Origin of the sequence: Streptomyces aurantiaciflavus, from assembly GCF_049808595.1 — a bacterium.
Taxonomy (GTDB): domain Bacteria; phylum Actinomycetota; class Actinomycetes; order Streptomycetales; family Streptomycetaceae; genus Streptomyces.
In genome coordinates, this window is record NZ_JBNCAQ010000015.1 from 171,120 (window position 1) to 191,534 (window position 20,415).

The 20,415-nt window shown below is 70.6% G+C and carries 18 protein-coding genes; 12 read left to right on the forward strand and 6 right to left on the reverse strand.

The window, feature by feature from the left end:
- Window positions 1-26 precede the first annotated feature (26 nt).
- Both ACPT94_RS20210 and ACPT94_RS20215 read left to right on the forward strand, forming a co-directional pair.
- On the forward strand, window positions 27-680 hold the full coding sequence (locus ACPT94_RS20210; protein ID WP_360337352.1) for a GNAT family N-acetyltransferase: 654 nt from the start codon (window positions 27-29) through the stop codon (window positions 678-680).
- A 239-nt stretch (window positions 681-919) separates the two neighbouring features.
- Window positions 920-1,939, forward strand: a complete 1,020-nt coding sequence (locus tag ACPT94_RS20215) for a DUF5954 family protein (RefSeq protein WP_360337350.1) — start codon at window positions 920-922, stop codon at window positions 1,937-1,939.
- A 168-nt stretch (window positions 1,940-2,107) separates the two neighbouring features.
- Here ACPT94_RS20215 and ACPT94_RS20220 read toward each other — a convergent pair whose 3' ends face one another.
- A complete protein-coding gene (locus tag ACPT94_RS20220; RefSeq protein WP_360337348.1) occupies window positions 2,108-2,896 on the reverse strand; it encodes a rhomboid-like protein in 789 nt (262 codons plus the stop codon).
- A gap of 237 nt (window positions 2,897-3,133) precedes the next feature.
- Between ACPT94_RS20220 and ACPT94_RS20225 the strand changes: the two genes are divergently transcribed.
- From ACPT94_RS20225 to ACPT94_RS20255, 7 genes are all read left to right on the forward strand, one after another.
- Window positions 3,134-3,823: a spermidine synthase family protein gene (locus ACPT94_RS20225; protein ID WP_360337347.1), complete on the forward strand. Its 690-nt coding sequence runs from the start codon at window positions 3,134-3,136 to the stop codon at window positions 3,821-3,823.
- Between the two features lie 121 nt (window positions 3,824-3,944).
- A complete protein-coding gene (locus ACPT94_RS20230) occupies window positions 3,945-4,685 on the forward strand; it encodes a response regulator transcription factor (RefSeq protein ID WP_360337345.1) in 741 nt (246 codons plus the stop codon).
- The gene (locus ACPT94_RS20235) at window positions 4,682-5,785 is read left to right on the forward strand and encodes a sensor histidine kinase (RefSeq protein ID WP_360337343.1); all 1,104 of its coding nucleotides are present in this window, start codon (window positions 4,682-4,684) and stop codon (window positions 5,783-5,785) included. The genes ACPT94_RS20230 and ACPT94_RS20235 overlap by 4 nt, the downstream gene beginning before the upstream one ends.
- A gap of 302 nt (window positions 5,786-6,087) precedes the next feature.
- The gene (locus ACPT94_RS20240) at window positions 6,088-9,885 is read left to right on the forward strand and encodes a multifunctional oxoglutarate decarboxylase/oxoglutarate dehydrogenase thiamine pyrophosphate-binding subunit/dihydrolipoyllysine-residue succinyltransferase subunit (RefSeq protein ID WP_360337341.1); all 3,798 of its coding nucleotides are present in this window, start codon (window positions 6,088-6,090) and stop codon (window positions 9,883-9,885) included.
- Window positions 9,886-10,045: 160 nt separating this feature from the next.
- Window positions 10,046-10,225 carry a DUF6104 family protein gene (locus ACPT94_RS20245; protein ID WP_023586593.1) on the forward strand — a complete coding sequence of 60 codons (180 nt, stop codon included), beginning with the start codon at window positions 10,046-10,048 and terminating at the stop codon, window positions 10,223-10,225.
- A gap of 308 nt (window positions 10,226-10,533) precedes the next feature.
- Complete coding sequence (locus ACPT94_RS20250) at window positions 10,534-11,484, forward strand: DUF4097 family beta strand repeat-containing protein (RefSeq protein ID WP_360335936.1); 951 nt, start codon at window positions 10,534-10,536, stop codon at window positions 11,482-11,484.
- A gap of 1 nt (window position 11,485) precedes the next feature.
- Entirely contained in the window at window positions 11,486-12,547 is a 1,062-nt protein-coding gene (locus ACPT94_RS20255) for a PadR family transcriptional regulator (protein ID WP_425246463.1), read from the forward strand.
- Window positions 12,548-12,690: 143 nt separating this feature from the next.
- On the opposite strand, the gene ACPT94_RS20260 is transcribed toward ACPT94_RS20255, so the two are convergent.
- The 4 genes from ACPT94_RS20260 to ACPT94_RS20275 all read right to left on the reverse strand — a co-directional run bounded on the left by ACPT94_RS20260 (window position 12,691) and on the right by ACPT94_RS20275 (window position 16,177).
- Window positions 12,691-13,257 (reverse strand): Clp protease N-terminal domain-containing protein, encoded by a 567-nt coding sequence (locus ACPT94_RS20260; RefSeq protein ID WP_360335940.1) that lies wholly within the window; start codon window positions 13,255-13,257, stop codon window positions 12,691-12,693.
- Complete coding sequence (locus ACPT94_RS20265) at window positions 13,257-13,466, reverse strand: helix-turn-helix domain-containing protein (protein ID WP_018571396.1); 210 nt, start codon at window positions 13,464-13,466, stop codon at window positions 13,257-13,259. Before ACPT94_RS20265 ends, ACPT94_RS20260 begins: the two co-directional genes overlap by 1 nt.
- 100 nt (window positions 13,467-13,566) lie before the next feature.
- Window positions 13,567-14,532 carry a zinc-binding dehydrogenase gene (locus tag ACPT94_RS20270; RefSeq protein ID WP_360335942.1) on the reverse strand — a complete coding sequence of 322 codons (966 nt, stop codon included), beginning with the start codon at window positions 14,530-14,532 and terminating at the stop codon, window positions 13,567-13,569.
- 412 nt (window positions 14,533-14,944) lie between these two features.
- Window positions 14,945-16,177, reverse strand: a complete 1,233-nt coding sequence (locus ACPT94_RS20275) for an NAD(P)-dependent malic enzyme (RefSeq protein ID WP_360335944.1) — start codon at window positions 16,175-16,177, stop codon at window positions 14,945-14,947.
- Window positions 16,178-16,802: 625 nt separating this feature from the next.
- Between ACPT94_RS20275 and ACPT94_RS20280 the strand changes: the two genes are divergently transcribed.
- The 3 genes from ACPT94_RS20280 to ACPT94_RS20290 are packed head-to-tail and all read left to right on the forward strand — an operon-like array spanning window position 16,803 to window position 19,527.
- Window positions 16,803-17,771 carry an ABC transporter substrate-binding protein gene (locus ACPT94_RS20280; RefSeq protein ID WP_360335945.1) on the forward strand — a complete coding sequence of 323 codons (969 nt, stop codon included), beginning with the start codon at window positions 16,803-16,805 and terminating at the stop codon, window positions 17,769-17,771.
- 29 nt (window positions 17,772-17,800) lie between these two features.
- Window positions 17,801-18,769 carry an amino acid ABC transporter permease gene (locus ACPT94_RS20285; RefSeq protein ID WP_425246464.1) on the forward strand — a complete coding sequence of 323 codons (969 nt, stop codon included), beginning with the start codon at window positions 17,801-17,803 and terminating at the stop codon, window positions 18,767-18,769.
- Window positions 18,766-19,527, forward strand: a complete 762-nt coding sequence (locus ACPT94_RS20290) for an amino acid ABC transporter ATP-binding protein (protein ID WP_360335949.1) — start codon at window positions 18,766-18,768, stop codon at window positions 19,525-19,527. Before ACPT94_RS20285 ends, ACPT94_RS20290 begins: the two co-directional genes overlap by 4 nt.
- 69 nt (window positions 19,528-19,596) lie before the next feature.
- Here ACPT94_RS20290 and ACPT94_RS20295 read toward each other — a convergent pair whose 3' ends face one another.
- Window positions 19,597-20,367 carry a methyltransferase gene (locus ACPT94_RS20295; RefSeq protein WP_360335951.1) on the reverse strand — a complete coding sequence of 257 codons (771 nt, stop codon included), beginning with the start codon at window positions 20,365-20,367 and terminating at the stop codon, window positions 19,597-19,599.
- Between the last annotated feature and the right edge of the window lie 48 nt (window positions 20,368-20,415).

Genomic DNA, 20,415 nt, shown 5'->3' on the forward strand with positions numbered 1-20,415 from the left:
ACTTGCACCCATTACAGGAGAGTGTTGTGAACGGAACCGTACGGGCATGGGTGGACGGGTGGGTCGTGTCCCGCGGGGCGGCTCCGCCCGTGCGCGAGCCGTGGGGGTTCACCATCGACGTGGGCCAGGCGACGCACGTGTCACGGCACGTCTTCGCGCAGGTCGGCGAGGGTGTCGAGGAGACGGTGGTGCGCAAGGTGGCGGACGGGGTGACCGGGGCCGGGGTGTGGCTCAAGGTGTTCCAGGACCCGGCGGTGGTCGGGGCGTGGCTGGGTGAGCGCTGGTGGGTGGACCCGGAGCCGGGGTGGCTGATGACGGTGCCGCTGCGGCCGGACGCGGGACCCGCCCGAGCCCCCGAGGGCTACCGGCTGCGCACCTGGACGCGCGGCGGCGTCACCCGCGTACTGCTCGCCGCCCCCGACGGCTCCTTCGCCGCCCGGGGCCAGGTCGCCCCCACCGGCGCCACCGCCGTCATCGACCAGATGGAGACCGCCCCCGAGCACCGGCGCCGGGGCCTGGGCAGCATCGTCATGCGGACCCTGCAGGCCGCGGCGGCGGCCGAGGGCGCGGAGACGGGAGTCCTGGCGGGGACACCCGCGGGGCGAGCGCTGTACGAGTCGCTGGGGTGGAGCGTGACGGCGGCGCTGACGAGCGCGAGGTTCGTGGGGGTGGACGGATAGGGCGGGGCGGCGAGGAGCGGCGGGCCGGTGGCTGGGCGCACGGGACGGCGGGAGGTGGCGGGCCCGCGGCGCGGCGCGCGTCACAGCGCCCCGGGCGCGCCGCACCCCGCCCCCGCCGGTACGTCGCTCCCGCCGGTACGTCGCTCCACGCGCCGAACGGCCCCTCCCACCCCTCCACCACTCCTCCCACTTCCGGCATTCACGCCGAATCGACCGCCCACCCCCACCACAATGCGCACATGACCGATGACTGGAAGCAACATCTCGACGCCCTCCACGTGGAGTTGGTCCGCCGCGACGATCCCGTCGCCTGGGTGACCGAGGCGGACGCCGTCGAGGCGTCAAGGCGCTACCCGTACATCGCACCGCGCGGGCCGGTCTTCGGTGTCGCCGCGCTGGACGCGTCCGCGGGCGAGTCCCGCTGGCGGCTGCTGAAGCCGGTGGTGAACGGCATGCCCCAGCAGGCCCGGGACGGCCTGAACTCGCACCTGTGGTTCACGGCGAAGGACGGCACCGACGACCCGGCCGTCCGCCGCGCGCTGCTCGCGGCCGTGGCCGTCCTGGAGCGTGAACCGGCCGACGAGGTCGAAGCGCTGGGCGTGCGCTACCGGGTCGTCCGCGGTGACGAGTTCGCCCGCGTCGGCGACGACGAACCCGAGCCGCCCCGCCCCACCGACCCGGAACCGGCGGACCGCTCCTGGGACGGCCGCGACGACGCCCCCTCCCCCGACGTGGGCTTCGTCCTCGACCCCGACCGCGACGAGGGTCCGATGGCCGGCGCCCTACGGCTCGGCCTGCGGGACTTCGCCTACACGGAAGCCCACTTTCCCGCCGACGTCCGCGAGGACTCCGCGCGGGCGGTGGTGACGCATCCGGAGGTCGTCTGCCTTCCCGTCGGTTTCTCGGTGGCCGAGCGCGACGAGACGGGCTGGACACCGCGCGGTGCCCTCATGCCGACCCCGCACGCGGCCCGCCGCCTGCTGTACGAGGGGCTGGCGCGCTTCTGGGCCCTGGTGTTCCGGTTCGACGAGCGCAAGAAGGCGGTCTACGCCCGGGCAGCGGAGGAGTACCGAGCCGCCGGCCGCGCCGACGAGGCCAGAGTGGAGGACCGCCTCTTCCGCGTCTGCCGCGTGGAACGCCTGGTCCGCCTGGGCCCGGACGGCCCCGAACCACCCCGCCCGTCCGACCTCGACGACTACGGCCCGATGAAACTCCACCCGACGTTGCTGGAGGACGGCACGGTGCTGCACGACGATTGACACCCGCTGCCCCTAGGAGAAACCCACTCACCCACTCGCCGCCGCCCCGCACCGGCAGCCGCCGACGACGAACACACCCCACGAGGGCCACCCGCACCCGACAACGAAACCCGCACGGGCGGTGCGGCTGGGAAACACATCCGCCGATGGCGAAGCCGAGGCGGAAGGCTACGCGGCCGCAGCCGCCGCCGCCCGCCGTACCCAAGGCCAAGCCCCCATCCCCACCCCCAGCGCGATCAGGTGCCCCCAGTTCGTCACCGGATCCGTGAGGGCGATCAGGTCCTGCACCAGCATCCCCCCGAACAACGCGAGCAACGGCCACCGCAGCCACGGCGTCAACAACCCCGCCAGCGCCCCCACACTCGCGGCGACGCCGAAGCTGATGCCGTAGTCCAGCCGGTGCAGCGAGCTGTCGGGGAGGTGGCCCACCCACACGGCCAGGCCGACCGGCACCTCGGTCGCCAGGGTGGCCAGGACGTGTCCGAGCAGGAAGACACCGGCCGTGCGGGCGCCCCCGACGCGCCGCTCCAGCGCGGTGAGGACGAGGAGGAAGCCGAGGACGAACGGCGAGGTGATCCCGCCCGCGACCCACATCGCGCTGGCCATCAGCACCGGCACCGGCTCCCGCAGCAGATGGGCGACGTCGGTGCTGGACGCCTGGAGCAGGGTCCGTACGAGTGCGGAGTCGGCGTGGGCGGCGATGTAGGAGGTGACGGCGAGAACGGCCGCGTACCCGAAGGTGAACGGCGTGCCGGTCGGGGTGGGCAGCAGCAGCCAGGGACGCGGAAGTGCCTTCGTCCGCGTCTGTGCCTCTGTCTGCGTCTGTGTCTGCGTCCGCGGGGCCGGAGCTCCGGGCGTCCGCTGCCGCGGCACGCCGTCCAGCAGCCCGGAGACATCGGGCAGGGGCGCCGACGGAGCGCTCGAGTCAGCCGTGGCGGGGGGTGCCGTACGTTCCACCGAGGCGCTCCTTCCGTTTCCCTCCACCCTTCGTGCCCCACGCGCCTCTGTCTGTGATCCACGCCACGCGACAGCACATTCACAGCAACCCCGAAGGTTCCCCGCCTCGTCCCGGACGCGCTTCCCGCTCCCCTCCGCCCCGGCGCGCGTCAAGCACACGCATCCGTTCACCCCCGTACGAGCGACCCTCCCGAAAATCGCTCAACGATCCGTCAGCCCCGGTGGAAGGATGGACGGATGCCCCTCTCCTACGACATCCCCGAAGTCCTGGACCGTCGTGAGGGCCCTTACGGCGAGGTCGTGCTGCGCCGGCACGGCGAGTTGCTCCAGATCATCGCCAACGGCTGCTTCCTGATGGACACCTCCGACGGCCGCTCGGAGCGACTGCTGGTCGACGCCGCTCTGGCCGCGCTGGACGACCGCCCGGCGCCGGAGGTGCTGATCGGCGGCCTGGGCGTCGGCTTCTCGCTCGCGCACGCCGCCGCCGACCCCCGCTGGGGCCGCATCACGGTCGTCGAACGCGAACCCGCCGTGATCGACTGGCATCTCGACGGTCCCCTCGCCGCCCTCTCCGGCCCGGCTCTCGCCGATCCGCGCACAAAGATCGAAGAAGCGGATCTGCTCGACTACGTCAATGAGACATCCGCCACGTTCGACGCGCTGTGCCTCGACATCGACAACGGGCCCGACTGGACCGTCACGGAAGGCAACGGCGGCCTCTACTCTCCGGCCGGACTCGCAGGCTGCGCAAGGGTGTTGAGACCCGGCGGGGTGCTGGCCGTATGGTCCGCGCAGCCTTCTCCGGAATTCGAGGGAACCTTGGGGAATGCCGGGTTCCAACAGGTGCGTACCGAAGAGATCCCTGTTGCCCGAGGCGTGCCGGACGTCGTACACCTCGCCGTTCGACCCGTTGTTCGACCTGGATAGCAAACCCGCGGTGACTCCGGGTACGTTGCTGCCCTGACGCCGATCATTTACGCGTCAACCGCAGTCATGCGCAAACAAGGGATCACCCCACTGATTCCGGAAAGCACCTCAGGGGCGGGCGATGGAGCAGACACAAACCTCGCACAACGGCACGACGACGGCGACCCCGGGCGCTCAGCGCCGCGTTCTGGTCGTGGAGGACGACCCGACGATCGTCGACGCCATCGCGGCCCGCCTGCGCGCCGAGGGATTCCTCGTGCAAACGGCGGGCGACGGACCGGCGGCCGTCGACACCGCGGAGGCCTGGCAGCCCGATCTGCTGATCCTCGACATCATGCTGCCCGGCTTCGACGGTCTGGAGGTCTGCCGTCGTGTGCAGGCCGCCCGCCCGGTGCCGGTGCTGATGCTCACCGCGCGCGACGACGAGACCGACATGCTGGTCGGGCTCGGCGTGGGCGCCGACGACTACATGACCAAGCCGTTCTCGATGCGCGAGCTCGCCGCACGCGTGCACGTGCTGCTGCGCCGCGTCGAGCGGGCCGCGCTGGCCGCGGCGACGCCGCGCTCCGGCATCCTGCGGCTCGGCGAGCTGGAGATCGACCACGCGCAGCGGCGCGTACGGGTGCGGAGTGAGGATGTTCATCTCACGCCCACCGAGTTCGACCTCCTGGTGTGCCTGGCGAACACCCCGCGCGCGGTGCTCTCCCGTGAGCAGCTCCTCGCGGAGGTGTGGGACTGGGCGGACGCCTCCGGCACCCGCACGGTCGACAGCCACATCAAGGCGCTGCGCCGGAAGATCGGGGCCGAGCGGATCCGCACGGTGCACGGTGTGGGATACGCGCTGGAGACCCCGACGCCATGAGCGCCGGGCCGGACGCACCGAGAAGCCCCGGGGAGCCCTGGGGCGGCGTACGCCCGTTCTCGATCAAGACCAAGCTGGGGGCGCTGGTCGTCATCGCGGTGCTGATCACCACCGGGTTGATGATGATCGCCATGCGCACCGAGACCGAGCTGCGCTTCATCACGGTCTTCTCAATGATCGCCACACTGCTGATTACGCAGTTCGTGGCGCATTCGCTCACCGCTCCGCTGGACGAGATGAACACGGTGGCCCGGTCCATCTCGCACGGCGACTACACCCGCCGGGTCAGCGAGAACCGCCGTGACGAGCTGGGCGACCTCGCCCAGACGATCAACGTCATGGCCGACGAGCTGGAGGCCCAGGACCGTCAGCGCAAGGAGCTGGTGGCCAACGTCTCGCACGAGCTGCGCACGCCCATCGCGGGCCTGCGCGCGGTCCTGGAGAACGTGGTCGACGGCATCGCGGAGGCCGACCCCGAGACCATGCGGACGGCGCTGAAGCAGACGGAGCGACTGGGGCGTCTCGTGGAGACGCTCCTCGACCTGTCCCGGCTGGACAACGGCGTCGTACCGCTGCGCAAGCGGCGGTTCGAGGTGTGGCCGTATCTGTCCGGGGTGCTGAAGGAGGCCAACATGGTGGCCTCGGCGCGCGCGACCATGGGCTCGGGCGGCAGCCACACCCGGACGGACGTCCATCTGCACCTGGACGTCTCGCCGCCGGAGCTGACCGCGCACGCGGACCCGGAGCGCATCCACCAGGTCGTCGCCAACCTCATCGACAACGCGGTCAAGCACAGCCCGCCGCACGGACGGGTGACGGTGAAGGCGCGGCGCGGGTCGCTGCCGGAGTCGCTGGAGCTGGAGGTCCTGGACGAGGGCCCCGGCATTCCGCGCTCCGAGTGGCACCGGGTCTTCGAGCGGTTCAACCGCGGAGCCGTCCGCCGGCCGCACGGTCCGGGCAGCGACGGCGGCACGGGACTGGGGCTCGCGATCGCCCGCTGGGCGGTGGATCTCCACGGCGGCCGGATCGGGGTGGCCGAATCCGCGCGGGGTTGCCGGATTCTTATCACCCTTCCGGGAGAGTCATCCGCGCCAAGTTGACGTAAAGTGCGCAGCGGAGCCACAAGATCCACCGGGTGTCCGCGCAGCCGGACACGTGTGATCAGGCAGAGCACCGGCGCAGGCCGGAGGGGGTCCGCACGCTCAGGTGCGCGCCCTGGCTCAACCCATCCTTTGTGCAGGGCAACCGCGCTTGTTTCCCGCCATTTCCACCCCCGAAACACGCTCTTTGATGTGACTTACACGACGAAGCAGCGGCCTGACCTGACCTTCACCCTCTGGGAGGCGTAGCCTTTATTCCCGCTGTCCATCACCTTGTGAAGCGGAAGAGGGCGGTTGCCGCCGTGTCGCCACAGTCCCCCAGTAACGCATCGAGCATCTCGACCGACGACCAAGCGGGGAAGAATCCCGCTGCCGCGTTCGGTCCGAACGAGTGGCTCGTCGACGAGATCTATCAGCAGTACCTCCAGGACCCGAATTCGGTAGACCGTGCCTGGTGGGACTTCTTCGCCGACTACAAGCCGGGGGCAGCCAGCACTCCGGCTCCGGCGGGTACTGCGGCCGCGGGGGCCGCAGGGACCACCACCACGCCCCCGGCGGCGCCCGCCGCCCCGGCCGCTCCGGCCCAGGCCGCGCCCGCTGCTCCGGCCACCGTGCCGGCCCCGGCCGCCCCGAAGCCCGCGAACGCCGCCCCGGCTCCCGCGAAGCCCGCCCCGGCGGCCGCCAAGCCGGCCGCCGCGCCCGCGAAGGCGGAGCCCGCCACCGCGGCCCCCGACGGCCCGGAGTACGTGACGCTGCGCGGCCCGTCCGCCGCGGTCGCCAAGAACATGAACGCCTCCCTGGAACTGCCCACGGCCACGTCCGTGCGCGCGGTCCCGGTGAAGCTGCTGTTCGACAACCGCATCGTCATCAACAACCACCTGAAGCGCGCCCGGGGCGGGAAGATCTCCTTCACGCACCTGATCGGCTTCGCGATGGTGCAGGCCATCAAGGCCATGCCGTCGATGAACTGGTCGTTCGGCGAGAAGGACGGCAAGCCGACCCTCGTCAAGCCGCCGCACGTCAACCTGGGCCTCGCCATCGACCTGGTGAAGCCCAACGGCGACCGCCAGCTGGTCGTGGCCGCCATCAAGAAGGCCGAGACGCTGAACTTCTTCGAGTTCTGGCAGGCCTACGAGGACATCGTCCGTCGCGCCCGCGACAACAAGCTGACGATGGACGACTTCACCGGCGTCACGGTCTCCCTGACCAACCCCGGTGGCCTCGGCACCGTCCACTCCGTGCCGCGTCTGATGCCCGGCCAGTCGGTCATCATGGGCGTCGGCTCGATGGACTACCCGGCGGAGTTCCAGGGCACCAGCCAGGACACCCTCAACAAGCTCGGCATCTCGAAGGTCATGACGCTCACGTCGACCTACGACCACCGGGTCATCCAGGGCGCCGCCTCCGGCGAGTTCCTGCGCGCCGTCGCCAACCTGCTCCTCGGCGAGAACGGCTTCTACGACGACATCTTCGAGGCCCTGCGCATCCCCTACGAGCCGGTCCGCTGGCTCAAGGACATCGACGCCAGCCACGACGACGACGTCACCAAGGCCGCCCGTGTCTTCGAGCTGATCCACTCCTACCGGGTCCGCGGCCACGTCATGGCCGACACCGACCCGCTGGAGTACCGCCAGCGCAAGCACCCCGACCTCGACATCGTCGAGCACGGCCTCACCCTGTGGGACCTGGAGCGCGAGTTCGCCGTCGGCGGCTTCGCCGGCAAGTCGATGATGAAGCTGCGCGACATCCTCGGCGTGCTGCGCGACTCGTACTGCCGCACCACCGGCATCGAGTTCATGCACATCCAGGACCCCAAGCAGCGCAAGTGGATCCAGGACCGGGTCGAGCGGGCGCACTCCAAGCCGGAGCGCGAGGAGCAGCTGCGCATCCTGCGCCGCCTGAACGCGGCGGAGGCCTTCGAGACCTTCCTGCAGACCAAGTACGTCGGCCAGAAGCGCTTCTCCCTGGAGGGCGGCGAGTCCGTCATCCCGCTGCTGGACGCGGTCCTGGACAGCGCCGCGGAGTCGCGTCTCGACGAGGTCGTCATCGGCATGGCCCACCGCGGCCGGCTGAACGTCCTGGCGAACATCGTCGGCAAGTCGTACGCCCAGATCTTCCGCGAGTTCGAGGGCAACCTCGACCCGAAGTCGATGCACGGCTCCGGTGACGTGAAGTACCACCTGGGCGCCGAGGGCACCTTCACCGGCCTGGACGGCGAGCAGATCAAGGTCAGCCTGGTCGCGAACCCGTCGCACCTGGAGGCGGTGGACCCGGTCCTGGAGGGTGTCTCCCGCGCCAAGCAGGACATCATCAACAAGGGCGGTACGGACTTCACGGTCCTGCCGGTGGCGATCCACGGCGACGCGGCCTTCGCGGGCCAGGGCGTGGTGGCCGAGACCCTGAACATGTCGCAGCTGCGCGGCTACCGCACCGGCGGCACGGTCCACATCGTCATCAACAACCAGGTCGGCTTCACCGCGGCCCCCGAGTCCTCGCGTTCCTCCATGTACGCGACGGACGTGGCCCGCATGATCGAGGCCCCGATCTTCCACGTGAACGGCGACGACCCCGAGGCCGTGGTCCGGGTCGCGCGGCTGGCCTTCGAGTTCCGCCAGGCGTTCAACAAGGACGTGGTGATCGACCTCATCTGCTACCGCCGCCGCGGTCACAACGAGTCCGACAACCCGGCCTTCACCCAGCCGCTGATGTACGACCTGATCGACAAGAAGCGCTCGGTGCGCAAGCTGTACACCGAGTCCCTGATCGGTCGCGGCGACATCACCCTGGAAGAGGCCGAGCAGGCGCTGCAGGACTACCAGGGCCAGCTGGAGAAGGTCTTCACGGAGGTCCGCGAGGCCACCGCGCAGCCGGCTCCGGGCAGCTCCCAGGACCCGCAGGACGGCTTCCCGGTCGCGGTCCCGACCGCGGTCTCCACGGAGGTCGTCAAGCGCATCGCCGAGTCCCAGGTCAACATCCCCGACCACATCACCGTCCACCCGCGTCTGCTGCCGCAGCTGCAGCGCCGGGCGGCCATGGTCGAGGACGGCACCATCGACTGGGGCATGGGCGAGACCCTCGCGATCGGCTCGCTGCTGCTCGAGGGCGTCCCGGTCCGCCTGGCGGGCCAGGACTCCCAGCGCGGCACGTTCGGCCAGCGGCACGCGGTGATCATCGACCGTGAGACGGGCGAGGACTTCACCCCGCTGCTGTACCTCTCCGAGGACCAGGCCCGCCTGAACGTCTACAACTCCCTGCTCTCCGAGTACGCGGCGATGGGCTTCGAGTACGGCTACTCGCTGGCCCGCCCGGACGCGCTGGTGATGTGGGAGGCGCAGTTCGGCGACTTCGTCAACGGCGCGCAGACGGTCGTGGACGAGTTCATCTCGTCGGCGGAGCAGAAGTGGGGCCAGACGTCCGGCGTCACCCTGCTCCTCCCGCACGGCTACGAGGGCCAGGGCCCGGACCACTCCTCGGCCCGCCCGGAGCGGTTCCTGCAGCTCTGCGCCCAGAACAACATGACGGTCGCCATGCCGACCCTGCCGTCGAACTACTTCCACCTCCTGCGGTGGCAGGTGCACAACCCGCACCACAAGCCGCTGGTCGTCTTCACCCCGAAGTCGATGCTGCGCCTGAAGGCCGCCGCGTCGAAGGCGGAGGAGTTCACCACCGGCCAGTTCCGCCCGGTCATCGGCGACGCGTCGGCGGATCCGGCCGCGGTCCGCAAGGTCGTCTTCTGCGCCGGCAAGGTCTACTACGACCTTGAGGCCGAGCGTCAGAAGCGCGGCGCGACGGACGTCGCGATCATCCGCATCGAGCGCCTGTACCCGCTGCCGGGTGCCGAGCTCCAGGCGGAGATCGCCAAGTACCCGAACGCCGAGAAGTACCTGTGGGCCCAGGAGGAGCCGGCCAACCAGGGCGCCTGGCCGTTCATCGCCCTGAACCTGATCGACCACCTGGACCTGGCCGTCGGCGCCGACGTCCCCCACGGCGAGCGTCTGCGCCGCATCTCGCGGCCGCACGGCTCGTCCCCGGCGGTCGGCTCGGCGAAGCGCCACCAGGCCGAGCAGGAGCAGCTGGTGCGTGAGGTGTTCGAGGCGTAACCGCTCTCGACAGCCGTACACGGCCGGGCCGCACCCCTCTCGCGGGGGTGCGGCCCGGTGGTGTGGGGGGGTACCCCGCGCCCCCCCCCCGCCCCGGGGGGGCCCCCCCCCCGCGGGGGGGGGGGCCCCCCGGCCGTTTGCGCGCACTTATCCTTGACCCATGTACTTCACCGACCGTGGCATCGAAGAGCTGGAGAAGCGGCGCGGCGAGGAGGAGGTCACCTTCGAGTGGCTCGCCGAGCAGCTGCGGACGTTCGTCGACCTGAACCCGGACTTCGAGGTGCCGGTGGAGCGGCTGGCGACGTGGCTGGCCCGGCTGGACGACGAGGACGAGGAGTAGGCCGGCAGGAGACCCCGGCCGGAGGCCTGTCTCAGGCATTTCTCAGGCCTGTCGTCGGGTCTGTCGTCAGGTCGTTTCGTGTGAGGGCGCCCCTTGGGGGCGCCCTTCGTCGTTGGTACGGCAGTGTCCCGGCGCCGGTCCGGTTCGCCGTCCGCGGATGCGCTGTCCAAGGGGTGGTCACCCTCGGGCGTGAGTGATCACCACAACGGGTGTCTTGACTTTCGATGGCCGCGATATATCGTGAATTGCGAGAGACGCGATATGGCGCGTCCGGTGTTGGGGTGTCGCGTCGTCGAGGAGGTCACACCATGTCCGAGTGGTCCGTCGCCGAGCCGAGGAGGCTCACTTTCGACGAGCCGGTGAGCGAGCTGCACGTGCGTGTCGTCGCGGGCACGGTGAACGTGGTGGGGACCGACGAGGGTTCCACCGCCCGCCTGGAGGTGTCCCGGATCGAGGGGCCGCCCCTGGTGGTGACCCATCGCGACGGGACCTTGACGGTGGCGTACGAGGATCTGCCCTGGAAGGGCTTCCTCAAGTGGCTGGACCGCAAGGGGTGGCGGCGCAGCGCCGTGGTCTCGCTGACCGTTCCGGCGGGGACGCGCGTCGAGGTGGGCGCGGTGAGCGCCGGGGCGGTCGTCTCCGGCATCGACGGGCGCGCCGAGGTGAAGGGCGTCTCCGGGGACACGACGCTGGTGCGGCTCACGGGCCCGGTGCGCGCCGACACCGTCTCGGGGAGCGTGGAGGCGCAGGCCCTCACCGGCGACCTGCGCTTCAACTCCGTCTCCGGGGATCTGACCGTGGTCGAGGCGGGCTCCTCCGTGAAGGCCGACTCGGTGAGCGGGTCGATGATCGTCGACCTCGACCCGGCGAGCCGCCCCACCGACATCAACCTGACCAGTGTCTCCGGTGAGATCGCCATCCGGCTGCCCCACCCTGCGGACGCGCAGGTGGAGGCCAACACCGCGAGCGGCTCGGTCTCCAACGCCTTCGAGGACCTCCGGGTCAGCGGCCAGTGGGGCGCCAAGCGCATCACCGGCCGGCTCGGCGCGGGCAACGGCAGCCTGAAGGCCACGACCGTCTCCGGCTCGATCGCCCTGTTGCGCCGCCCGCAGGAGGACGACGAGCCGTGGGAGCCGGAAGCGACGGCTCCGGCCGACGGCTCCGCCGCCGCCTCGGGGGACAATTCCTCTCCCGGCCCGGACGACGCGACCTCCTCCGACGGCCCGGCCGACAGCACGACCGACAAGAAGGTGCTCTGACATGCCCCCCGTCTTCGCCCACGGCCGCCTCCGCCTCTATCTGCTGAAGCTCCTGGACGAGGCCCCGCGCCACGGCTACGAGGTGATCCGCCTCCTGGAGGAACGCTTCCAGGGGCTGTACGCGCCGTCGGCGGGCACGGTGTATCCGCGTCTGGCCAAGCTGGAGGCCGAGGGCCTGGTCACCCACACCACCGAGGGCGGCCGCAAGGTCTACGCCATCACCGACGCCGGCCGGGCCGAGCTGGCCGACCGCAGCGGTGAACTGGCCGACCTGGAGCTGGAGATCCGCGAGTCGGTCGCGGAGCTGGCCGCGGAGATCCGGGCCGATGTGCGCGGCGCCGCGGGCGACCTGCGCCGCGAGATGCGGGCGGCGGCCTCGGAGGCCCGCCGTGCCCCCAGGACGGGCGCCGACGAGTACGGCGGCCACGGCGACCAGGGCGACAAGGAGGCGTGGCGCGCCGCCAAGGAGGAGATGCGCCGCGTCAAGCAGGAGTGGAAGGAACAGGCCCGCCGGGCCAAGGACGAGAGCCGCCGGGCCCGCGAGGAGGCCCAGCGGGCCCGCCGCCAGGCCAAGGAGGCCCAGGACCAGGCCCGCGCCCAGGCCCAGGAGGAGGTCCAGCGCATAGCGCGCCGTGTGCAGGAGCAGGTCCAGGACCACTTCGCCCGGGGCGACTGGCCGACGGGCCTCCGCGAGGGCCTGACCGAGCTGGCCAGGGAGTTCGGCGAGTTCGGCAAGGACTACGGGAAGGAGTTCGGCAAGGACTTCGGCTTCGGACGCGGCAACGGCGGCTTCAGCGGCGCGGAGAGCCCGGCGGGCAGGGGCCCGGTGTACTCCGAGACCCCGGTGGACTTCCCCGCCGACTACGAGCCGGCCTGGGCCCACGAGGACCCCAGCGGCGACCCGGCTCGCGACCTGGACCGCATGCTGGACCGCTTCCGCGACGACATCCGCGACGCGGCTCGCGACCACGGCGTCACGCCCGACCAACTCCGCGATGCCCGCCGCCATCTGTCGACGGCGGCGGCACACATCGGGGCGATATTGCGGGCGCCCAAGGGCTGAGGGGGGCCGGGCCGAGGCCGCTCGGCCCACCCGTTGAGCACGTCGGCTCGGTAGCCCCCCAGCCCACCCGTTGAGCACGTCGACTCAGCACACTCCTCAGCCCGCCCGTTGAGCCCGTCGGCTCAGCCCCTCAGCCCGTCCCATCACCCCGCCTGCGCCTCTCCCCCGCCGTACAGCACACGGGTCAGGGAGGTATGGGTGACGCCGTGGTCGGCGAGGATTTCGGCGGGTGGGCCGGGGCGGGCGGTCAGGGCGAGGAGGAGGTGTTCATCGCCGATGTGCCGGTCGCGGTGGGCCAGGGCGATACGCAGGGACTTCTCCAGGACGTCCTTGGCGTCCCGCCCGAAGCCGGGACGCCCCGTCCACGAGCCCCGGTCCCGCCGGTCGCCGGACATCGCCCCCACGCCGTGCACCTCCTCGACCCGGGAGACGATCTCCGTGACGTCGATGCCAAGGCCCGCGAGGGCGTCGGCGTCGGCCTGGGACAGGCCCGCGCGCCGACGCGCCTCGTCCAGCGCCCGCCGTACCGCCTCCCTGTGCTCCGCGGCGAGTCCGAGGGCGGTCAGCGCGAAGGATCCGCGGCTCGCCTCGCGGTCCAGCAGAGCGAGCAGCAGGTGCTCGGGACCCACGCTCCTCGCACCCGACCTCTCGCACTGCTCGACGGCACCTCGCACCACGGCGCGGGCGTCCTTCGTGAACCGCTCGAACATCACTGCCTCCCGTACTTCTTGTGCACGGCCTGCCTGCTCACTCCGAGTTCCGCGGCGATCTCCTGCCACGACCAGCCCTGGTTGCGGGCGCTGCGCACCTGCACCGCCTCCAGTTGCTCCAGCAGCCGGCGCAGGGCGGCGACGGCGCGCAGGCCGACCCGTGGATCGCGGTCGCCGGCACGCTCGGCGAGATCCGTTGCTTCGGTCATGACGTCAACTTACGTTGACAGGAGGGAGGGTGTCAACCGTGGTTGACATGAAGGGTGTGAGAAAGGCGGGCCCGGGGACCGGACCCGCCGAGTGGACGCGTCAGGAATGCGTGAGGACGATCTTGCCGAACTGGTCACCGGAAGCGAGCCGTTCGAAGCCCTCGCGGGCGCGGTCGAGCGGGAGGACCTCGTCGATGACGGGGCGGACGCCGGTGGCGGCGCAGAAGGAGAGCAGATCCTCCAGCTCGTCCTTGGTGCCCATCGTGGAGCCGACGACCTTGAGTTCGAGGAAGAAGATGCGGGTGAGCTCGGCGTGCGACGGCCGGTCGCCGCTCGTCGCACCGGAGATGACGAGCGTGCCGCCGGGCCGCAGGGACTTCACCGAGTGGGACCAGGTGGCGGCGCCGACGGTCTCGATGACGGCGTCGACCCGCTGCGGCAGCCGGGCACCCGGCTCGACGGCCTCGACGGCACCGAGCTCCAGGGCCCGCTTCCGCTTGGCCTCGTCCCGGCTGGTCGCGAAGACCCGCAGCCCGGCGGCCTTGCCGAGCACGATCGCGGCCGTGGCCACACCGCCCCCCGCGCCCTGGACGAGGACGGAGTCGCCGGGGCGGACGCCGGCGTTGGTGAAGAGCATGCGGTACGCCGTCAGCCAGGCGGTGGGCAGACAGGCGGCCTCCTCGAAGGAGAGCTCCTTGGGCTTCGGCAGGATGTTCCAGGTCGGTACGGCGACCTGCTCGGCGAAGGTGCCCTGGTAGCGCTCGGTGAGGATGGAGCGGGGTTCGTCGGGCCCGACCCCGTGCCCGGTCTGTCCGATCACGGAGTGCAGGACGACCTCGTTGCCGTCCTCGTCGACACCGGCGGCGTCGCACCCGAGGATCATCGGCAGCTTGTCCTCGGCGAGGCCCACGCCGCGCAGGGACCAGAGGTCGTGGTGGTTGAGGGAGGCGGCGCGAACGGTGACGGTGCTCCAGCCGGGACGGACCTCGGGGGCCGGACGCTCCCCCAACTCCAGTCCGGAGAGCGGCTGGTCGCGGTCGATTCGGGCGGCGTAGACGGCGAACATGCACCCGACGATAGGGGCCGGGAGGGGACGGGGAAACCGGGGGTGACTGTGAGACATGCCCTCTTGCGGGCCGACACCGTTCCCTACCGGCCGACACCGTTCCCTACCGGTCGACGCCGTTCAACACCGGCCGACGCCGTTCAACACCGCCCGACGCCTTCCGACACCGGCCGACGCCTGCCGACACCGGCCGACGCCTGCCGACACCGGCCGACGCCTGCCGACACCGGCTGACGCCTGCCACAAGCTCTCTCCGCCCGTCCGACGCTTGAGGACGAGGCCCGTTCAGGGCCGATACGGCGGGCCGGGGGCGAAGCCGCCGAGGTCGGTGACCTCGGCATCGAGCGAACAGGCGGGTGGGTGGGCAAGGAAATGGCCCCGCCCGAACGGACGGGGCCATTCGAGGCGCACGTCAGCGACGAGCAACCCCCTCCGCCCGAGCCGCCGCGGCGACAGCCGCGGTCACCGCGGGAGCGACCCGCTCGTCGAAGGGCGACGGAATCACGTAGTCGGCGGCGAGGTCGTCGCCGACGACCCCGGCCAGCGCCTCCGCCGCCGCGATCTTCATGCCCTCGGTGATCCGGGACGCCCGCACCTGCAGCGCGCCCGCGAAGATGCCCGGGAACGCCAGCACGTTGTTGATCTGGTTCGGGAAGTCCGACCGCCCGGTCGCGACGACCGCCGCGTACTTGTGGGCGACGTCCGGGTGCACCTCGGGGTTCGGGTTGGCCATGGCGAAGACGAACGCGCCCTCGGCCATCGAGGCGACCGCGGCCTCCGGGACCGTACCGCCGGAGACGCCGATGAAGACGTCCGCGCCGGCCAGCGCGTCCTCGAGCGAGCCGGTGAGGCCGGCCTTGTTGGTGAACCCGGCCAGCTCGCGCTTGACGTCGGTCAGGTCCTCCCGGTCCGCCGAGACGATGCCCTTGCGGTCGGCGACCGCGACGTCCCCGATGCCGGCCTCGACCAGCATCTTGGCGATGGCGACACCGGCCGCGCCGGCGCCCGAGATGACGGCCCGCAGGTCCCCGACGGCCCGCCCGCTCAGCCGCGCGGCGTTCCGCAGCGCCGCCAGCGTCACGACCGCCGTGCCGTGCTGGTCGTCGTGGAAGACCGGGATGTCGAGCCGCTCCTGGAGGCGGCGCTCGATCTCGAAGCACCGCGGCGCCGAGATGTCCTCCAGGTTCACTCCGCCGAACGAGGGTGCGAGGCGCACCACCGTCTCGATGATCTCGTCCACGTCCGTGCAGGCGAGCGCGATCGGGACCGCGTCCACACCGCCGAACTGCTTGAAGAGGATGGCCTTGCCTTCCATGACCGGAAGGGAGGCCTCCGGCCCGATGTCCCCGAGGCCGAGCACGGCCGTGCCGTCGGTGACGACGGCGACGACGGACGACTTCCAGGTGTAGTCGTTCACCAGCTCCGGCTGTTCCGCGATCGCGGTGCACACGCGCGCGACGCCGGGCGTGTAGGCGAGGGACAGGTCGTCCTTGTCGCGGACCGGGACGGTGGCCTGCACGGCCATCTTTCCGCCCCGGTGCAGCGCGAACGCCGGGTCGAACGAGTCGAGGGGCTCCGCACCGCCCTCCTGGCCCGTATGGTCCGCTTCGCTCTCGCTGCGAGGATTGACGATCTCCGCTGCCACTGTGTCTTACCCCTTAGGTGTTCATGGTTTGAGGGTGGCCACTCCTGGTGAGAAGTGGGCGGGCACCGCGCAGGCCCCAGCGGTGATACGTACGGGCGCCTGCGCGTCGGGCGCGCCGCACACGCGCCCTGAGCCCCGGATGAGGGGTGTAAAGAACCTTCTTACCGGACGGGCACCACCGACGACGAGTCCAATCCGTGCAACGTCACATGCCGGATCTTGCAGAACTCCCACAGAGCCCGGCGCCGTGTCGGCACCTCACCTCTGCAGTCATATCCCAGTGACATGACTCATGCGCGAAGAGCGGACCAGTACCGGCCAAACACTTGACACGGACTCAAGTCAGCGCACGGGCCGTACAACAAGCGACCACATGATGAGATGAACCGAAGATCTTCCGGCCGGAAGGGCCGATTTCCGCAGATGGTGCGGCCTGGTCCGGCCGTGTTGTACCGGACTGGTGCGGTTCGGGGGTCGCCCGTTATCCGATTTTGACATGGGTGGCCCCCTGATTGCCGTAGTCCGAATGGCAAGATGCCGGTAATCACACGAGGTCGCGACACCCGAAGGTGTGTGTTCTCGTCGACCCATCGGCATCTCCATCCATCCGCCGGAGGCACTCACCATGACCGCACGCTCCACCCGCCGTACCACCGCCGCGCGCACCCGGCTAGCCGCGGTCGGTTCCCTCGCGGTCGCGGGCGCCCTGCTGCTCACCGCCTGCGGTGACCAGACCGACAGTGGCAGCGGCAGCAGCACCTCCGAAGGCACGGACAAGGCCAGCACCGCGCCCCTCTTCTCCAAGCTCCCGAAGGAGATCCAGGACAAGGGCGTCATCCAGGTCGGCACCAACGCCGAGTACGCCCCGATGGAGTCCGTCGAGGGCGGCAAGATCGTCGGCGTCGACCCCGACATCGCCGCCGCCCTCGGCAAGCAGCTCGGCGTCGAGTTCAAGTTCACCTCGGGCGGCTTCGACACCCTGATCACGGCGGTCAACACCGGCCGCTACGACATCGCGATGTCGTCGATCACGGACAACAAGCAGCGCCAGGAGGGCCTGGACGACAGCGGCAAGAAGCTCGGCGAGGGCGTCGACTTCGTCGACTACTTCACCGCGGGCACGGCCATCTACGTGAAGAAGGGCAACCCCAAGGGCATCAAGTCCATGGACGACCTCTGCGGCCAGACGGTCGCGGTGCAGCGGGGCACCACGTACGAGGAGGCCCTGAAGGCCCAGTCCAAGAAGTGCACGGACGGCGGCAAGAAGGCCCTCAAGATCGAGTCCTTCGAGAACGACACCGAGGCCCAGACCCGCGTGAAGTCCGGCGGCGCCGTGGCCGGCGTCAACGACTACCCGGTCGCCGTGGACATGGCCCGCAAGGCCGGCAACGGCAACACCTTCGAGGTCCTCGACGAGCAGTACGAGGCCGCCCCGTTCGGCATCGTCGTCAACAAGAAGAACACCCAGCTGCGCGACGCCCTGAAGGAGGCCGTCGACGCGATCATCAAGGACGGTTCGTACCAGAAGGTGCTGGAGAAGTGGGGCGCCCAGAGCGGCGCGATCAAGGCCGCGGCGATCAACAGCGGCAAGTGATCTCCCCGCACCACTGAAGGGCAGTCCCCATGACTGACAAGCTCGACAAGTCCTCTGCGGGCGCGCCACCGGCGGACCGGCCGCCGGTGGCGAAGGAATCGGCGTTCTCCGGCCCGCCGGAGGCCATCAAGGCGATCCCGGTGCGCCACTACGGCCGCTGGGTCAGCGCCGTCGTGGTCGTCGCGCTTCTCGCGCTCCTGGTCAACGCGTTCGCGACCGGCGACATCCAGTGGTCGACGGTCGGCGGCAAGCTGTTCGACTCGACCGTCATCAAGGGCGCCGGGCGCACCCTGCTGATCAGCGTCCTGGCCATGGTGCTCGGCGTGCTCCTGGGTGTCGTCCTGGCCGTGATGCGGCTGTCGAAGAACCCGGTCACCAGCAGCGTCGCCTGGCTGTACATCTGGTTCTTCCGGGGTACGCCGGTCTACGTCCAGCTGCTGATGTGGTTCAACCTGTCGCTGATCTTCGAGTACCTGAACCTCGGTCCGATCTACAAGGACGAGATGGTCCAGGTCATGACGCCGTTCATGTGCGCGCTGCTCGGCCTCGGCCTGAACGAGGCCGCGTACATGGCGGAGATCTGCCGTGCCGGCCTGCTGGCCGTCGACGAGGGGCAGACGGAGGCGGCCCACGCCCTGGGCATGAGCCACAGCAAGACGCTGCGCCGGATCGTCATCCCGCAGGCGATGCGGGTGATCGTGCCGCCGACGGGCAACGAGTTCATCAACATGCTGAAGACCTCGTCGCTGGTCTACGTGGTCACGTACAACGAGCTGCTGCGCTCGACCTCGGTGATCGGCTCCTCGTCGTTCGCCGTGATGGAGATGCTCTTCGTCGCCTCCATCTGGTACCTGGTCATGACCAGCGTGTTCAGCGTGTTCCAGTACTACCTGGAGCGGTACTACGCGCGTGGCTCCAGCCGGAGCCTGCCGCCGACCGTCTTCCAGAAGATCAAGGCGAACCTGCTTTCGCTGCGGAGTGAAGGGGTCAGGCCGTGACCGCGATGGTGAAGGCCGAGGGCGTCCACAAGTCCTTCGGCGCGGTCGAGGTCCTCAAGGGCATCGATCTCGAGGTCCAGTCCGGCGAGGTCTTCTGCCTCATCGGCCCGTCCGGCTCCGGCAAGTCGACCTTCCTCAGGTGCATCAACCACCTGGAGAAGATCAACGCCGGCCGCCTGTACGTCGACGGGGAGCTGGTCGGCTACCGCCAGAAGGGCGACAAGCTGTACGAGCTCAAGGACAGCGAGGTGGCCCTGAAGCGCCGGGACATCGGCATGGTGTTCCAGCGGTTCAACCTCTTCCCGCACATGACGGCGGTGGAGAACGTCATCGAGGCCCCGGTGCAGGTCAAGGGCGCGAACAAGGCCGAGGCCAAGGAGCGCGCCATGCAGCTGCTGGACCGGGTGGGCCTGGCCGACAAGGCCGGGAACTACCCCTCGCAGCTCTCCGGCGGCCAGCAGCAGCGCGTGGCCATCGCCCGGGCCCTGGCCATGGACCCGAAGCTGATGCTGTTCGACGAGCCGACCTCGGCCCTCGACCCGGAGCTGGTCGGCGACGTCCTCGACGTCATGCGCGACCTGGCCGAGTCCGGCATGACGATGGTCGTCGTCACCCACGAGATGGGCTTCGCCCGCGAGGTCGGCGACAGCCTGGTCTTCATGGACGGCGGCGTGGTCGTCGAGTCCGGCAACCCGCGCGAGGTCCTGACGGACCCGCAGCACGAGCGGACGAAGGCGTTCCTGTCCAAGGTGCTGTAACGGACGGCGAGTACGTCGAAGGGGCGGTACGGGGATCCCGTACCGCCCCTTTTCCGCCCCCTGGTGGGGTCACTTCAGCGCGAGCAACAGCGTGTCGGAGGGCGAGCACCACACGGGCCGCGCCTCGCCGAAGCCCCGCGCGAGCAGCTCGCGCGCGTGCCAGGCCGCGGAGGGCATCTCGCCGTCGGCGTGCTCGCCGTAGATCTCGAAGCGGCGGGCGGTGGGCTCGGCGAGGACGGGGTCGGCGGCGGCCAGCTGCCACCACTCGGCCCAGTCGAGGGCGCCCCCGGCCTTGGCCTGATCCATGCGGGCGTGGCGCTGCGCGCGCTCGGCCGCGTTGATCCGGGGCGTCGAGTCGTCGATCATATGGTCCGCGTTCATGAAGACACCGCCGTCGCGGACGAGTTCCGCGACCTGACCGTAGAGGGCCGCGAGGGGTTCGCTGTGCAGCCAGTGCAGGGCCGTGGCGGTCAGGACGGCGTCGTACGAGTCGTACGGCAGCTTCGCCGGCCAGTCGGGGTCCTTGAGGTCGGCCGTGACGAGGGTGACCCGGTCGTCGCCCGCGAAGGTGCCCTCGGCGATGGCGAGGAGCGCGGGGTCGAGGTCGACGCCGGTGCTGGTGGCGCCGGGGAAGCGGGCGAGGAGCCGGGCAGTGATGGTGCCGGTGCCGCAGGCGAGGTCGAGGACGCGCGGCGCGGTGCCGACGAGCGCCTCGAGCATGTCCAGCATGATCCGGAAGCGTTCCTCGCGGTCGGGCATGTACCACTCCTGCTGACGGTCCCAGCTCTCCTGCCACGCCGCCCAGTCGGCACCGATCGTGGTCGTCCGAGCGTCCGTCATGGTGACCCTCCATCGCATTCGTCCCGTAATACCCTGGAAGCACGACCG

Bases quoted from the DNA above. Each gene is read 5' to 3' on its own strand.
- ACPT94_RS20225 (WP_360337347.1), top strand. From the start codon at position 3,134: ATGCCCCTCTCCTACGACATCCCCGAAGTCCTGGACCGTCGTGAGGGC.
- ACPT94_RS20250 (WP_360335936.1), top strand. From the start codon at position 10,534: ATGTCCGAGTGGTCCGTCGCCGAGCCGAGGAGGCTCACTTTCGACGAG.
- ACPT94_RS20255 (WP_425246463.1), top strand. From the start codon at position 11,486: ATGCCCCCCGTCTTCGCCCACGGCCGCCTCCGCCTCTATCTGCTGAAG.
- ACPT94_RS20295 (WP_360335951.1), bottom strand. From the start codon at position 20,367: ATGACGGACGCTCGGACGACCACGATCGGTGCCGACTGGGCGGCGTGG.
- ACPT94_RS20285 (WP_425246464.1), top strand. From the start codon at position 17,801: ATGACTGACAAGCTCGACAAGTCCTCTGCGGGCGCGCCACCGGCGGAC.
- ACPT94_RS20245 (WP_023586593.1), top strand. From the start codon at position 10,046: ATGTACTTCACCGACCGTGGCATCGAAGAGCTGGAGAAGCGGCGCGGC.
- ACPT94_RS20230 (WP_360337345.1), top strand. From the start codon at position 3,945: ATGGAGCAGACACAAACCTCGCACAACGGCACGACGACGGCGACCCCG.
- ACPT94_RS20265 (WP_018571396.1), bottom strand. From the start codon at position 13,466: ATGACCGAAGCAACGGATCTCGCCGAGCGTGCCGGCGACCGCGATCCA.
- ACPT94_RS20260 (WP_360335940.1), bottom strand. From the start codon at position 13,257: ATGTTCGAGCGGTTCACGAAGGACGCCCGCGCCGTGGTGCGAGGTGCC.
- ACPT94_RS20235 (WP_360337343.1), top strand. From the start codon at position 4,682: ATGAGCGCCGGGCCGGACGCACCGAGAAGCCCCGGGGAGCCCTGGGGC.
- ACPT94_RS20270 (WP_360335942.1), bottom strand. From the start codon at position 14,532: ATGTTCGCCGTCTACGCCGCCCGAATCGACCGCGACCAGCCGCTCTCC.
- ACPT94_RS20280 (WP_360335945.1), top strand. From the start codon at position 16,803: ATGACCGCACGCTCCACCCGCCGTACCACCGCCGCGCGCACCCGGCTA.
- ACPT94_RS20215 (WP_360337350.1), top strand. From the start codon at position 920: ATGACCGATGACTGGAAGCAACATCTCGACGCCCTCCACGTGGAGTTG.